Annotated in this window: 12 protein-coding genes; 3 read left to right on the top strand and 9 right to left on the bottom strand. The window is 68.1% G+C overall.

Annotated features, from left to right (window positions below; genetic code table 11):
* Nucleotides 1-238 precede the first annotated feature (238 nt).
* From KLK06_RS30265 to KLK06_RS30230, 8 genes are all read right to left on the bottom strand, one after another.
* Nucleotides 239-529: an MTH1187 family thiamine-binding protein gene (locus KLK06_RS30265; protein WP_214639066.1), complete on the bottom strand. Its 291-nt coding sequence runs from the start codon at nucleotides 527-529 to the stop codon at nucleotides 239-241.
* Nucleotides 530-609: 80 nt separating this feature from the next.
* Nucleotides 610-933, bottom strand: coding sequence for a hypothetical protein (locus KLK06_RS30260; protein WP_214639065.1), 324 nt, complete (start codon nucleotides 931-933; stop codon nucleotides 610-612).
* Between the two features lie 10 nt (nucleotides 934-943).
* Nucleotides 944-1621 (bottom strand): uracil-DNA glycosylase, encoded by a 678-nt coding sequence (locus KLK06_RS30255; protein ID WP_214639064.1) that lies wholly within the window; start codon nucleotides 1619-1621, stop codon nucleotides 944-946.
* A gap of 69 nt (nucleotides 1622-1690) precedes the next feature.
* Nucleotides 1691-3037: a M1 family metallopeptidase gene (locus KLK06_RS30250; RefSeq protein ID WP_214639063.1), complete on the bottom strand. Its 1347-nt coding sequence runs from the start codon at nucleotides 3035-3037 to the stop codon at nucleotides 1691-1693.
* 101 nt (nucleotides 3038-3138) lie between these two features.
* Nucleotides 3139-4038, bottom strand: coding sequence for a carbohydrate ABC transporter permease (locus KLK06_RS30245; protein WP_214639062.1), 900 nt, complete (start codon nucleotides 4036-4038; stop codon nucleotides 3139-3141).
* Nucleotides 4035-5414, bottom strand: coding sequence for an ABC transporter permease subunit (locus tag KLK06_RS30240; RefSeq protein ID WP_214639061.1), 1380 nt, complete (start codon nucleotides 5412-5414; stop codon nucleotides 4035-4037). The genes KLK06_RS30245 and KLK06_RS30240 overlap by 4 nt, the downstream gene beginning before the upstream one ends.
* 12 nt (nucleotides 5415-5426) lie before the next feature.
* Nucleotides 5427-6749 (bottom strand): ABC transporter substrate-binding protein, encoded by a 1323-nt coding sequence (locus KLK06_RS30235; protein WP_214639060.1) that lies wholly within the window; start codon nucleotides 6747-6749, stop codon nucleotides 5427-5429.
* 7 nt (nucleotides 6750-6756) lie between these two features.
* Nucleotides 6757-8004 carry an ABC transporter substrate-binding protein gene (locus KLK06_RS30230; protein WP_308168511.1) on the bottom strand — a complete coding sequence of 416 codons (1248 nt, stop codon included), beginning with the start codon at nucleotides 8002-8004 and terminating at the stop codon, nucleotides 6757-6759.
* A gap of 128 nt (nucleotides 8005-8132) precedes the next feature.
* Between KLK06_RS30230 and KLK06_RS30225 the strand changes: the two genes are divergently transcribed.
* From KLK06_RS30225 to KLK06_RS30215, 3 genes are read left to right on the top strand one after another with little or no spacing between them, the layout of a single operon-like run.
* Nucleotides 8133-8639, top strand: coding sequence for a PadR family transcriptional regulator (locus KLK06_RS30225; protein WP_214639059.1), 507 nt, complete (start codon nucleotides 8133-8135; stop codon nucleotides 8637-8639).
* Entirely contained in the window at nucleotides 8636-9361 is a 726-nt protein-coding gene (locus tag KLK06_RS30220; RefSeq protein WP_214639058.1) for an ABC transporter ATP-binding protein, read from the top strand. The genes KLK06_RS30225 and KLK06_RS30220 overlap by 4 nt, the downstream gene beginning before the upstream one ends.
* Nucleotides 9358-11625 (top strand): FtsX-like permease family protein, encoded by a 2268-nt coding sequence (locus tag KLK06_RS30215; RefSeq protein WP_214639057.1) that lies wholly within the window; start codon nucleotides 9358-9360, stop codon nucleotides 11623-11625. The genes KLK06_RS30220 and KLK06_RS30215 overlap by 4 nt, the downstream gene beginning before the upstream one ends.
* Here the strand turns inward: KLK06_RS30215 and treS are convergent.
* Complete coding sequence (treS, locus tag KLK06_RS30210; protein ID WP_214639056.1) at nucleotides 11617-13317, bottom strand: maltose alpha-D-glucosyltransferase; 1701 nt, start codon at nucleotides 13315-13317, stop codon at nucleotides 11617-11619. The two genes, KLK06_RS30215 and treS, sit on opposite strands and share 9 nt — an antisense overlap.
* Nucleotides 13318-13575: the final 258 nt, after the last annotated feature.

The following is a 13575-nucleotide window of genomic DNA, read 5'->3' as shown; positions in this document are numbered from 1 at the left end:
GCGTCGGCCCTGGGGGGCGATGTGTCCCGTGTCGGTCGGGGGCGGTTTTTCGGGGGCAGCGGACGCGGGCGGCGACGTGCCTCGTGCAGGTCCGGCGGCCGTCTCGGGCCGTGGTCGGCGGCGGTGCGTCCCGCGTCGGCCGGGGGATGACCCACCATGGGCCGACGGTGACCCGCCCTGCGCCGGTCAGAGGCCGACCCTTTAGGAACCCCAGTCAGGGTCGGCGGGAAACCGGCGGTCAGGACAGGTGGCGCTCGAGGGACTCGATCTTGCTGGTCATGCCGTCAGAGACCCCGGCCCGCAGATCGGCCTTCAGCACCAGGCTGACCCGGGGCGCCACCTCGGCCACCGCGTCAACAGCCCGCTTGACCACGGACATGACCTCATCCCACTCACCCTCGATGGTGGTGAACATGGAGTCCGTCCGGTTGGGCAGCCCGCTCTCCCGCACCACCTTGACGGCGCGCGCGACCGGCTCGGCGACCCCTTCGCCGACGCCCAGCGGCGTGATCGAGAATGCGACGATCAAGTGAGTGTCCTCTCAGAGCACTGGGAACTCACAGTGCGGGCCACGGTGCCCGGAAAGCGACGCCGCGGCCCGCACTGGACTCAAGCGTGCTCGTGGTCGTCCTCTTCCTCTTCCTCGCTGGGACCGTCGGACGGCTCGACGCCCAGCACGGCCTCACGAGGCTCGATCTCGTCGATGTGGTCGACGAGCTGGAGGACGTGGTCGGGCTCGATCAGCCACTGCAGGGCCGACGCGCCGGTGTCGTCCGACTTGACGAGCTCGGCCTGCTCGACGCGCTCGTCATCGGTGAGTTCGGCGTCGGGGTGCCGGATTTCGGCCAGCGCCGCGGCCTGAAGCGCATCCACGTCGAGCACCTCGACGGTCAGCTCGACCGTCAGGCGCAGGAATTTTTCGTTATCACTCATGGCGAAGATGCTAGGGCAGCTTCCACTCGACCGGACCGGCGCCTTGCTGGACGAGGAGCTCGTTGGCGCGGCTGAACGGCCTGGAGCCGAAGAATCCGTTGCGTGCCGACAGCGGCGACGGGTGCGCGGACTCGATCCGCGGCACGCTGCCGAGCATCGGTGCCAGGTTGCGCGCGTCACGGCCCCACAGGATCGCGACCATCGGCTTGTCCCGGGCCACCAGCGCGCGGATGGCCTGCTCGGTGACCTCTTCCCAGCCCTTGCCCCGGTGGGAGGCGGGCTTGCCGGGCATGACGGTGAGGACCCTGTTGAGCAGCAGCACGCCCTGGTCGGCCCAGGGAGTCAGGTCGCCGTTGGACGGCCGCGGCAGCCCGAGGTCGGTCTCCATCTCCTTGTAAATGTTGAGCAGACTGCCGGGCAGCGGCCGCACGTCGGGGGCGACGGAGAACGACAGCCCGATGGGGTGACCGGGTGTGGGGTACGGGTCCTGGCCTACGATCAGCACCTTGACGTCGTCGAAGGGCTGGTTGAAGGCGCGCAGTACGTTGGCGCCCGCGGGGAGATACTGCCGGCCTTCGGCGATCTCGTTGCGGAGGAACTCACCCATCTGGGAGACACGCTCGGCGACCGGCTCAAGGGCACCGGCCCATCCGGCTTCGACGACTTCGTTCAAGGGACGACTGGCCATGGCCGTTGAGCTTAGCCAGGTCTGCTACGGCTTGCGGCCCGAATCCGGCCGCTCGCCGTACCAGAATGATCACAGCGTGGGCTTGCCCCGCTGGAACAGCCAGAGGTCGAAGAGCGTGCCGAGATCCCGGCCCGAGACCCGCTGGGCCAGGGAGATGAAGGCGGCCGTGTCCGCGTTGCCGTACTTGTGGTCGTTGACCCAGGTCCGGAGGATGGTGAAGAACGCCGCGTCGCCGACCGTGCTCCGCAGGACGTGCAGGGTCATCGCGCCGCGGTCGTAGACGGGGTCGTCGAAGAGTTTGGCCGGGCCGCCCGGGTCGGCTGTGGGCGTCTGCCAGAACTCGTCCTCCGGGGTACGGCTGTAGGCCTCGTCGAAGGAGTCCTGGAGCTTCTTGGTGCCCAGCTTGTCCTGCCAGAGCCATTCGGCGTAGGTGGCGAAGCCCTCGTTGAGCCAGATGTCCTTCCACCGCGTCGGCGTCACGGCGTCGCCGAACCACTGGTGGGCGAGCTCGTGGGAGAGCAGCGGCTCGCTCGGCACTTTGGGGTAGATCGGGCGGGTCTGCGTCTCCAGGGAGTAGCCGACGTCCGGCGCGTGGTCGATGATGCCGCCGGTCGAGGAGAACGGGTAAGGGCCGAAGAGCGAGCTGAAGTAGTCAAGGATGGGTTTGTGGCGCTTGGCGAAGTCCCCGGCTTTCGCCGCGTCCCGTGGGTCCACGGCGGTGATTACGCGGAAATTTCCGATCTTGGTGTCGAAAAGTTGGAATTTTCCGATGGTGACGGTGGCGAGGTAGCTGGCCATCGGCTCCCTGGAGTTCCACACGTACGTCGTACGACCGCCTTGGGACGTCCTCGACACCAGGTCACCGTTGGCCACCGCCACCCGCGTGCTCGGCACGGTCACCGTGAAGCGGTACGTGGCCTTATCCGTCATGTGGTGATTGCCGGGGTACCAGGTCATCGCGCCCTGCGGCTCGTTGGCGTTGAACACCCCGTCGTCCGTCCGGATCCAGCCGTCGCGCGAGCCGTCCGGATCGAGGACGGATGCCGGCTTGCCGTCGTACCGGACCACGACCGAGAAGGGGCGCCCCGAGGCCAGCGTGCCGGGCGGGGTGACGACGAGTTCGGGGCCGCTGCGCTTGAACGCGGCCGCCGCGCCGTTCACCATGACGGACCGCACGGCCAGAGTGTCGACGAGATCCAGATCGAAGCGGCTCAGCTCCTGCGTGGCCCGGGCGGTGATCGTCGCCACGCCGCTCAACTGGTTGGGACTCGGGTCGTAGCCCAGCGCCAGGTCGTAATGCCCGACGTCGTAGCCACCGTTGCCCTGTTGCGGGAAGTACGGATCGCCCGCCCCCGGCGCGCCGGGCGCGGCGCCGAGCACGATGGAAGTGGCGACCGACAGCGCGAGGAGCTTCATGCCTGATTTTCGGGTCCGTGAGAGGGAGCGTTACGGGCACCCGCCTGCCTCCCTCGGCAGGCGGGCGCCCATGCCCCCGCATCGGGTGGGCTTGTGTGTGTCTACTTCACCGAACCGGCCATCATGCCCTGCACGAAGTAGCGCTGGAAGGCGAAGAAGAGGACCAGCGGGATGATCAGCGACAGGAAGGCGCCCGAGGAGAGGATGTCCACGTTCGACCCGAACTGCCGCATCTGAGACTGGAGTGCCTTGGTCATCGGCTGGTTCTCCGGGTTGGCGAAGACCAGCGCGATGAGCATGTCATTCCATACCCAAAGGAACTGGAAGATACCGAGCGACGCGATCGCCGGCTTGCCCAGCGGGAACACCACCCGCACGAAGATCTTCACCTCCGACGCCCCGTCCATCCGAGCCGCCTCCAGCAGGGACGCCGGGATGCCGACGAAGAAGTTCCGGAGCAGGAAGATCGCGAACGGCAGCCCGAACGCCACGTGGAACAGCACCACGCCGGGGATCGTGCCGAAGATGCCGACGCCGCCGTAGAAACTGGCGACCGGGATCAGCGCGATCTGGATCGGCACGATGAGCAGCCCGACCACGATGAGGAACCCCAGGTCGCGGCCCGGGAAGTCCATCCACGCGAACGCGTAGGCGGCCATCGCGGCGATCCCGATCACCAGGATCGTGGTGGGCACCGTGATGAACACGGTGTTCCAGAACGACGAGGTGAAGCCGCTCGCCAGCAGGTTACGGTAGTTCTCGATGGTCAGCTCGGCGGGCTTGGTGAAGATGGTCCACCAGCCCTCGGCGCTGTTGACCTTCACCGAGCGCAGCGAGACGACCATCAGGCCGAGCGTCGGGACCAGCCAGAACAGGCCGAGCAGCACCAACGCGACCTGGACGGCGCCGCCGCCCAGACGGTCGACGATCCGCGTGATCACGGTCCGGCGGGGAGCTCCCGCGTGCACCTCTGCGGGCGCCGCGGCGGTTGCCGTCGTCACGTGTCCTCCCTCCTGAACCGGCGGATATTCATGATCATGAAGGGAAGGACCAGGATGAGCAGGAAGATCGCGAGCGCGCTGCCCAGCCCCTGGTTGTTCCCGCCGCCGAACGAGACCCGCCACATCTCTAGCGCGACCACGTTCGACTGTGGCTGGACCGATGGCGGCGCGATGATGAAGACCAGGTCGAAGACCTTCAGCGTATTGATGATCATCGTCACGAAGACGACGAGCAGCACCGGCGACAGCAGCGGCACGGTGATCCGGCGGAACACCTGCCACTCCGTGGCGCCGTCGATGCGGGCCGCCTCCAGCGAGTCACGCGGGATGGCCGCGAGCCCGGCGGCGATCAGCACCATCGCGAACCCGGCCCACACCCAGATGAACGCGCCGATGATCGCGGGTGTGATGAGCGTCGGGCCGAGCCAGGTCAGGCCATGGTAGGCGGCCTGGAAGTTCGACTGCGGCAGCCGTACGACATAGGAGCCCGCGGGCAGCCCGTCGAAGCGGAAGGTGCCGTCGTCGGCCGTCGTGGCGGTGCCCGCCACCGTGCCGTCCTTGACCGCTTCCACGGTCATACCGGGCAGGCCCTTCTCGCTGGCGTCGACGGCGCCGTTCTTGCCGCCGCCGCCCGCCGTGAAGTCGAACCACACCGTTCCGGACAGGTCGTTGCCCGGTGGCGCGGCCTTAGCGGGTTGCGCGTCGCTCGGCATGATCTGCGGCTTGATGCCGACGATCGGGATCAGCACCGGCTGGCCCACCTGGACGGGCTGCTTGGTGACGACCGCGCCCTTGTCCGCCGCGACCGCAGACTGGTCGCCCTCGCGCGGGCGCGCCTCGGGGTAGCCCTGCGAGGAGGAGAAGGTGTCGTGGATGGTGGTCAGTACGGCGTTGGCCACGCCCTTGTCCGGGTCCTCGTCGTACACGAGCCGGAAAATGACGCCTGCGGCCATGAGGGAGACCGCCATCGGCATGAACACGATCAGCTTGAACGCGGTCGCCCACTTGATGCGCTCGGTGAGCACCGCGAAGATCAGGCCCAGCGTGGTCACGATGATCGGGGCGACGACCACCCAGATCAGGTTGTTCCTGATCGTGGTGAGCATGCTCGGATCAGTGAAGATCGTCATGTAGTTGCCCAGGCCGACGAACCCGCTACCGGCGGCGTCGAACAGGCTGCGGAAGATCGAGTAGACGATCGGGTAGACCACCCAGATCCCCAGCAGCACGGCCGCCGGGAGGAGGAAGACGAGGGCGACCGTCGGCGAGGGGCCGATGAGGCGTTGCTTTCGGGGGGTTTCATCAGGTCCGGAGGCGGACCCGCCCGAGGTGTCGTCCTCGAGCGGGGCCTGCGGGCCGTCCAACCGTTCGGTCACGGCCTTACCTCTTTACTTCCAGGCCTTTTTGGCCTCGTCTTCGAGCTTGCTCTGAGCGCCCTTGACGTCGGTCGGGGTGCGCAGGAAGTCCTGCAGCACCTTCCATTCGCCCTTGCCGTCGGTCCCGCCGAAGGCACTGGGCGCGAGGTCGGACATGTCATACCGGACGGCGTCGCCGGCCGAGATGATCGTCTGCCCGAGCGCCTTGGTCAGCGGGTCCGGGTAGTTGTCGGGGGAGACGTTCTTGTTGGGCGAGAGGTAGCCGGGCAGCTTGGCCCAGATCTCGCCACCCTCCTTGGAGGCCAGGAACTGCAGCAGCGCCATGGCGCCGGGGGAGTCCTTCATCGCGACCGCCACGTCGCCGCCGAGCACGACCGGAGCGGTGTCACCGGCCTTGGGGAACGGGAAGTACTTCGCCTCCTCGCCCACCTTGGCGCCGTCCTGCGTGGCCTGGGTGGCCACGAAGTCGGCCTCGATGACCATGGCCGCCTTCTTCTGGCCGAACACCTTGGTCACACAGGTCGGGAAGTCGGTCTGCAGCGCGCCGGAGCTGCCGTCGAGGACGAACTCCTTCTTGCCCGCGATCTGCGCGATCTTCTCCAGGGCGGTGGCCACGCTGGGGTCCGTCCACGGGATCTCGTGCTTGGAGAGCTTGTCGTAGTTCTCCGGGCCCGCGGTGGACAGGTAGACGTTCTCGAACAGGTCGGTGAGCGTCCAGCCGGAGGCGCCACAGAAGGAGAACGGGGCGGTGCCGGAGTCGGCGATCGTCTGGGAGGCCTTGACCAGTTCGTCCCAGTTCGTCGGCGCCTGCACGCCGGCGTCGTCGAACGCCTGCGAGCGGTACCAGATCAGCGACTTGTGCGCGGCCTTGATCAGCACACCGTAGGACTTGCCGTCGGCGGAGCCCAGCTCCTTCCAGTACGGCGTGTAGTTGGTGTCGATCTCCTTGGTGACCTCATCGGTGAGCGGCTTCAACGCGTTCTGCTTGGCGTACTGCTGCACCAGGCCCGGCTGCGGCAGGATCGCCACGTCGGGCGGGCTGCCGCCCTGGATGCGCGGGCCGAGGTAGGCGCCCGTGTCTTCACCGGTGGAGGCATAGGTCACCGTGGCGCCGGTCTTGTCGGAGAAGGCCTTGAGCACCTGCTCGAAGTTCTTCTGCTCTTCGCCGGTCCACTTGGCGGCGACCTCGAGCTTGACGCCCTGGAGCGTCTTGCCAGCGGTGGTGGCCGACGCGGAACCCGACGCCGCGGGCTGCGTGGTCGTCGGTGCGTTTCCGCAGGCGGCGACCGCTACCGCGAGCCCTGCCAGGACCGCTGCTGCTCTGGCTTTTTGCATTGCTGCCTCACTGTGTTCTGATGATCTCTTGAAGTTCGGACTTCATGGAGGCCGCGACGTCGTCGGCGGACTCGTTGTATGGCGGGCTGAGCGCCTTGGCGACCGTGCTCGCGATCACCAGGCTGATCTGGTTGTAGTTCGCGCTCACCGGCCGCGGCTTGGCGGCGAGGATGCTCTCCTTGAGCACCGGCAGGTAGGGGAACCGCTTGATCAGGTCCGGGTCGTCGTAGAGCTCGGTCCACACCGGCGGGAACGAACCGTCGGTGAGCACCCGCCGCTCGTTCTCCAGACCGGTGAAGTAGCGGATGAACTCCTGCGCCGTGTGCTGGTGCTCGGAGTAGGCGCTGACGGCCAGATTGACGCCGCCGAGCGTGCTCGATCCCGGGCCGTCCAGGCCGGGCAGCCTGGTCACCGCGAACTTCTTGCCGAGCTTGGCCGTCGCCGGCCCGTACGCGTGGGGCCAGTTACGGGCGAAGGCCAGGCGACCCTCCTGGAAGGCCAGGCGGGACTCCTCCTCCTTGTAGCTCAGCGACTCCTTGGGGATCCAGCCCTCGCGCAGGCCCTGGAGGAGGAAGTCCAGCGCGATCGTGGCCTTGGCCGGGTCGAGGGTCACCTCCGTGCCGTCGGGGCTGAGTATCTGCCCGCCTGCCGACTGCACGGCCTCGGAGAAGTTCACGGTCAGTCCCTCGTACGCGAGGAACTGCCCGGCGTAACCACCAATATCATGCTTTTTCGTTACTTCTAGGGCTTGCTGGCGAAGGTCCGCCCAGGTGCGGGGCGGTTTCTTGATCAGGTCTGTGCGGTAGTAGAGCAGGCCGGCATTACTCGTGTACGGCACGGCCCACAGCTTGTTCTTGTAGACCGCCGTGTCCACAACGGGCGGCAGGAGCCTGTCGAGCGGGAAGAACCCGCGCTCCAGGGGGATGATCCAGCCGTTCTCCGCGAACTCGGCAGTCCACACCACATCCAGCCCGAGCACGTCGTAGCGGTTGCTCCGGGCTTGGAGGTTGGCCACCATCTGAGCGCGTTGCTCGTCGGCGGCCTCGGGTAGTTCGAGGAGCGTCACCTTCTCGGCCGGGTGGGCCTGGTTCCAGCGATCCAGCAGGGGTTGCAGGTACGCCGTGGTGTCGCGTCCGGTGGCGAAGGTGATCGGGCCTGTTCCGCCCGTACCGGTATCGCCACCGCCCTCATTGCCCGTCGCCGTGCACGCGGCCGCCAGGAAGACGGCCAGCACGATCGGCAACGAGCGAAGCACCCTGTTACCTCCCTGTTCAGAATGATTACATTCGTGTTAGGTAGATGCATTCATGTTATGCACACATGTAATGTGGCGGTCAACGGATAGCCGCGTAACGCATACGTAACGCAAGGGGGAGGTGAGGTGTGCGGCCGCACCTGCTGGCGCTCCTGGCTAAGGAGCCTGCCCATGGTTACGAGCTCAAACAGGCTCTTGAGCAGACCTTCGGCAGTGCTTATCCCTCTCCCAACATCGGCCAGATCTATGTGACGCTCGGCAGGCTGGAGAAGGACGGCCTGGTCAGGGCCGTGGATGTCGAGCAGTCTAACCGGCCGAACAAGAAGGTCTACTACCTGACCGCCAAGGGCCGCGAGTCGCTCACCACCTGGGTGGAGGAGCCGACCGAGGGCCCGCGAGTGCGTGACGAGTTCTTCATGAAGCTCGTCCTGGCGCCGCTCACCGGCATCGCCGACCGGATGGCGCTCATCAACCGGCAGCGGCGGCACTATCTTTCGCTCATGAGCGATCTCAACGACCTCCTCGCCCGCACACCGGCGGCCGACCGTGTGGCGCTCCTGCTCATCGAGGGGGCCATGCTGCATCTGCAGGCCGACCTCGAGTGGCTGGAACGCTGTCAGGAGGACCTGGCATGAGCGTGATCAAGGCCGTCAACCTGGTGAAGATCTACTCCGGCGGCGCGGTGCCCGTGCCCGCCGTACGCGGTGTGGACCTGCAGGTGGAGCCGGGCGAGTTCGTCGCGATCATGGGGCCGTCGGGGTCGGGCAAGTCGACGCTGGTGCACATGCTCGGCGGGCTCGACGCCCGCACCAGCGGCGAGATCTGGCTCGACGACAAGCGGGTCGACACGCTCTCGGAGAGCGCGTGGGCGCTGCTGCGGCGTAAGAAGATCGGCTTCGTCTTCCAGTTCTTCAACCTGGTCGCCAACATGACCGTGGCCGACAACGTGGAGCTGCCCGCGCTGCTCGCCGGCGCCTCGCCCCGCGAGGCCCGTGAACGCAGGCAGAACCTGCTCGGCGCCCTCAACCTCAGCGAACGCGCCGACGCCGCGCCCGGCCAGCTGTCCGGCGGCGAGCAGCAGCGGGTCGCGCTGGCCCGCGCGCTGGCCAACCAGCCGAGCGTGCTGCTGGCCGACGAGCCGACCGGCAACCTCGACAGCCGCAACACGCGCGACGTGCTCCGCCTGCTCACCGAGGTGCACAAGGACGGCCAGACCATCATCATGGTCACCCACGACGCCCGCGTGGCCGCGCTCGCGGACCGCCTGGTGTCCCTGTTCGACGGCGCGATCGTCGATGACGGCCGGATCGCCCGCAGGCGTACGGGGACGGCGGGCGAGGTGATCGACCTCAGATGAGCACGGCCAGAGCGGGCAGCCGGTGGGTCAAGGCCGACCTGCGCGCCAGGCGGGGCCAGGCGCTGCTCACCGTCCTGGCCGTGGCCGGGATCGTGGCCGCGCTGATCACCGCCGTCACCCTGCTCGAAGACGGCACCAACCCGTGGCGCAGCCTGTTCGCCCAGACCGACGGCGCCCACGTGTGGTTCTACACCAAGGACAGCCCCCAGGTGGCGCTGGGCGGCATCGACGGCGTCACCCAGATCGCGGGGCCCTACCGGGCCGCGCCCGTCACCGTGGTGCAGAACGGCAAGAAGGAGCCCGCCGCGCTGCACGCGATGCCCGCCACGCCGCCGCGAGTCGCGCACCCCGTCGTGGCGGAGGGCCGCTGGCTCGACCCCGCCCAGTCCGACGGCGTGGTGGTCGAGCACTCCTTCGCCGGCGCGCTGCGGCTGAAGCTCGGCGACGCCTTCTCGATCATCGCGCTGAACGGCGAGCGCCACACGCTGTACGTACGCGGCATCGCCGACTCCGCCGAGCAGGGCTTCTACCCCGAGTGGACGCCCGGCCTGGCCTGGGTGCTGCCGGAGACGCTCGACCAGATCGAGCCCATGCTCGGCCGCAGCGAGTGGGTGACCGGGCTGCGCCTGGCCGACCCCGATGCCACCCAGGTCGTCTCCCAGCGCGTCGTCGTCATGCTGGAGGGCCAGCTACAGCGTGTCTACAACTGGCGCGAGGTACGCGCCGCGATGGAGCTCGACAACCGGCTGCTCGGCACTCTGCTGGCGCTGTTCGGCGTGGTCGGGCTGGTGGCCGCCGCCCTGGCACTGGCCAACGCGGCCGGCGGCCGGGTGCTCGGTCAGTTGCGCGACCTGGCCACGCTCAAGTCGATGGGCTTCACCAGAGGCCAGGTCGCCCTGCTGCTCCTGGTCGAGCACGGCGCGCTCGGCCTGCTGGGCGTCGGCGTCGGCACGCTCGCCGGGTGGGCGGTGACGGTGGCGGTGCTCGGCACCACCTCTGTGGCGCCCGTACCCGTGCTGGCCATCGTCGGCGGCACCGCGCTGACCGTGCTGGCCGCGGTCGGAGTGCCCGCCTGGCGTGGCGGGCGTACCCCGCCCATCCCCGGCGCCCCCGCGGCGCCGCCGCGCGGCCACCTGTCGCGACTGGCCCGGCTGGCCCTGCTCGTACGGCTGCCACCCGCGCTGATCCTGGGCACCCGGGACGCCTTCACCAGGCGGCTGCCCGCGTTCCTGACCGCGTTCGGCCTGGCCGTGCCGATGATGATGATCACGATCGGGCTCGGCGTCTGGTCCACGCTGGACAACTTCCTCAGCCACCCCGAGCAGGTCGGCCAGCACGCCAGCCTGTACGTCAGGCCGGGCAAGCTCGACGCGGCCGAGGCCCAGCGCATCGCGGAGGCCGACAAGGACGTCCAGACCGTCTACCCGGGCACTGACGTCAACGCTCTGGCCCCCGGAGAGGCCCGCTCGGTCAGGGTGCGGGCCCTCGGCAGTTCGGCCGACCCGTACCCGTTCCCGGTCGTCGAAGGCCGTATGTACGGCCAGCCCGGCGAGGCCGTCGCCGGGCAGGGGCTGCTCGATCTGCTGGGCGCCAGGATCGGCGACCGGATCCGGCTGACCGTCGGCGGCTCGCCGCTGATCGTGCGGATCGTCGGCCGCACGGTGGAGCCGGATCTCGACGGCGAGGTGCTCTCCGTGGGGCTCGACAGCCTGGCGGCCAAGGACTCCGTGCCCCCCGAGTTCTACGCCCTCGCGCTGCGTCACGGCGCCGACCCGGGCGAGGTGCGCGGCAGGCTGCTGGCGGCGTCGGCGGAGGGCCTCGACGTGCAGCGCGTGGTCAACCCGGCCGACCGGCTGTCGGTCATCCGGGTGGTGATCGTGTGGCTGATCGTGGTGCTGGCGCTGATCGGCCTGGCGAACCTGCTCACGGCCAGCGCCCTAGGGCTGCGCGACCACGCGTTCGATCTGGCCGTGCTCAAGGCGATGGGCCTGACACCGCGGCAGGTGATGGCCACGTTGGTGACGGGCACCGGGCTGCTCGTCGTGCTCGGCATCGTGGCCGGCACGGTGGCCGGGGCCTCGGTCGTGACCGGGCTGATCGACCTCCAGGGCTACACCAGCGGGGTCGGGGCGGGCATCGGCCGCCCGCCCTCGCCCCTCACACTCGTCATCGCCGTGCTGGTCGCCGTGGGCGCGGCGCTCGCGGTCGCGCTCATCCCGGCCCGCCGCGCGGCCCGCGCCCAGGTGCCCGTCACCTCACGCTGACGGGATGTTCTTCAGCGCGAACCAGTAGAACCCGTGGCTGGGCAGCGTGAGCAGGTAAGGCAGCTCACCGATCAGCGGGAAGTGCACCCCGCCCCGTGCCTCCACCGGCGTCATGCCCGTGAAGCGGCGCAGGTCGAGCTCCACCGGCTGCGGGTACTTCGACAGGTTGTTCACGCACAGCATGATGTCGTCGCCGTCCTCGCGGACGTAGGTGAGCACGCTGTTGTTGGACGACCACATCTCGGTGTAGGCGCCGGTGCCGAAGACCGGGTGGTTGCGGCGGATCTCCAGCATCCTGCGGGTGAAGTGCAGCAGCGACCCCTCGTGGCGCTGTTGCGCCTCGACGTTGACGGCCTGGAACCCGTAGATCGGGTCCATGACCGCGGGCAGGTAGAGACGCCCAGGGTCGGCGGAGGAGAAGCCGGCGTTGCGGTCGGGGCTCCACTGCATCGGCGTGCGCACCGCGTCGCGGTCTTCGAGCCAGATGTTGTCGCCCATGCCGATCTCGTCGCCGTAGTACATGACCGGCGAGCCCGGCAGGCTCAGCAGCAGGGCCGTGAACAGCTCGATCCGGTCCCTGTCGTTGTCCAGCAGCGGCGCGAGCCGGCGGCGGATGCCGAGGTAGGCCCGCATGCGCGGGTCCTTGGCGTACTCGTTGTGCATGTAGTCGCGCTCTTCCTCGGTCACCGTCTCGAGCGTGAGCTCGTCGTGGTTGCGGAGGAAGATGCCCCACTGGGCCGTGTCGGGCAGCTTGGGAGTGCGCGACATGATCTCCGAGATCGGCTCGCGCGTCTCCTTCTTGACCGCCATGTAGATGCGCGGCATGAGGGGGAAGTGGAAGGCCATGTGGCATTCGTCGCCGCCCACGGTGGGGTCGCCGAAGTACTCGACGACGTCCTCGGGCCAGCCGTTGGCCTCGGCCAGCAGCACCCGGTCAGGGTAGAGCCGGTCGACCTCGGCGCGGACCTTCTTCAGGTACGCGTGCGTCTCGGGCAGCCCCGAGCACGACGTGCCCTCCCGCTCGAACAGGTAGGGCACCGCGTCCAGCCGGAAACCGTCGATGCCCAGGTCCAGCCAGAACCGCAGCACCTCCAGCATGGCCTCCTGCACGGCCGGGTTGTCATAGTTCAGGTCCGGCTGGTGATGGAAGAAGCGGTGCCAGTAGTACTGCTTGCGCACCGGGTCGTAGGTCCAGTTGGACTCCTCGGCGCCGATGAAGATGATCGGGGCGTCGGGAAAGCCGGTCGGCTCGTCGGACCACACGTAGAAGTCGCCGTACGGCCCTTCCGGGTCGTGCCGCGACGCCTGGAACCAGGGATGACGGTCACTCGTGTGGTTCATCACCAGGTCGGTGATGATCCGCAGCCCGCGCTCGTGCGCCGACTCGATCAGATGTACGAAATCCCCGAGGTCCCCGAAGTCCGGAAGGATCTTCATGTAGTCGGAAATGTCATACCCACCATCGCGCAGCGGCGACTCGTACAACGGGAGCAGCCAGAGGCAGTCGACGCCCAGCCATTCCAGATAGTCGAGCTTCTCCGTGAGACCACGCAGGTCTCCCGTGCCGTCGCCGTTGGAGTCCTTGAACCCTCGGACAAGAACTTCGTAGAACACCGCCCGCTTGTACCAAGAGGGATCCTCCGAGATGAAAGCCTCGGATATCGGCTCCGGTGTTGGGGATGCGTTGATCATATGTCGCTCACAGAAGGAGATGTGGGCAGGACGGAGTCACCGGTTTCCCCGGCGTTACTAGCTGGTGACCGCGCCGCCTGAGGTCGTCATCCCTGCGAACCTCATGCCCTGAACGGACCGGATTTGTGACCCGGTGCCCGCTTGTGCGGCGCTTACGGGCCGAACACTACCAGCCCGTTGGCTTTCCGGAACCCGCTTGTGCTGTGCTCGCTGTAATACCCGCGAGATCACTGCGTAACCGTGATGTTACCGAGAGTT

It is taken from the genome of Nonomuraea sp. NEAU-A123, from assembly GCF_018603905.1.
In the GTDB taxonomy this organism is placed as follows: Bacteria; Actinomycetota; Actinomycetes; order Streptosporangiales; family Streptosporangiaceae; genus Nonomuraea.
Note: the sequence above shows the minus strand (reverse complement) of the source record. Positions and strands in the feature narration are given on the sequence as shown.

Coding starts and splice junctions, on each gene's coding strand:
- treS (WP_214639056.1), bottom strand. CDS start 13,317: ATGATCAACGCATCCCCAACACCGGAGCCGATATCCGAGGCTTTCATC.
- KLK06_RS30220 (WP_214639058.1), top strand. CDS start 8,636: ATGAGCGTGATCAAGGCCGTCAACCTGGTGAAGATCTACTCCGGCGGC.
- KLK06_RS30260 (WP_214639065.1), bottom strand. CDS start 933: ATGAGTGATAACGAAAAATTCCTGCGCCTGACGGTCGAGCTGACCGTC.
- KLK06_RS30250 (WP_214639063.1), bottom strand. CDS start 3,037: ATGAAGCTCCTCGCGCTGTCGGTCGCCACTTCCATCGTGCTCGGCGCC.
- KLK06_RS30255 (WP_214639064.1), bottom strand. CDS start 1,621: ATGGCCAGTCGTCCCTTGAACGAAGTCGTCGAAGCCGGATGGGCCGGT.
- KLK06_RS30235 (WP_214639060.1), bottom strand. CDS start 6,749: ATGCAAAAAGCCAGAGCAGCAGCGGTCCTGGCAGGGCTCGCGGTAGCG.
- KLK06_RS30215 (WP_214639057.1), top strand. CDS start 9,358: ATGAGCACGGCCAGAGCGGGCAGCCGGTGGGTCAAGGCCGACCTGCGC.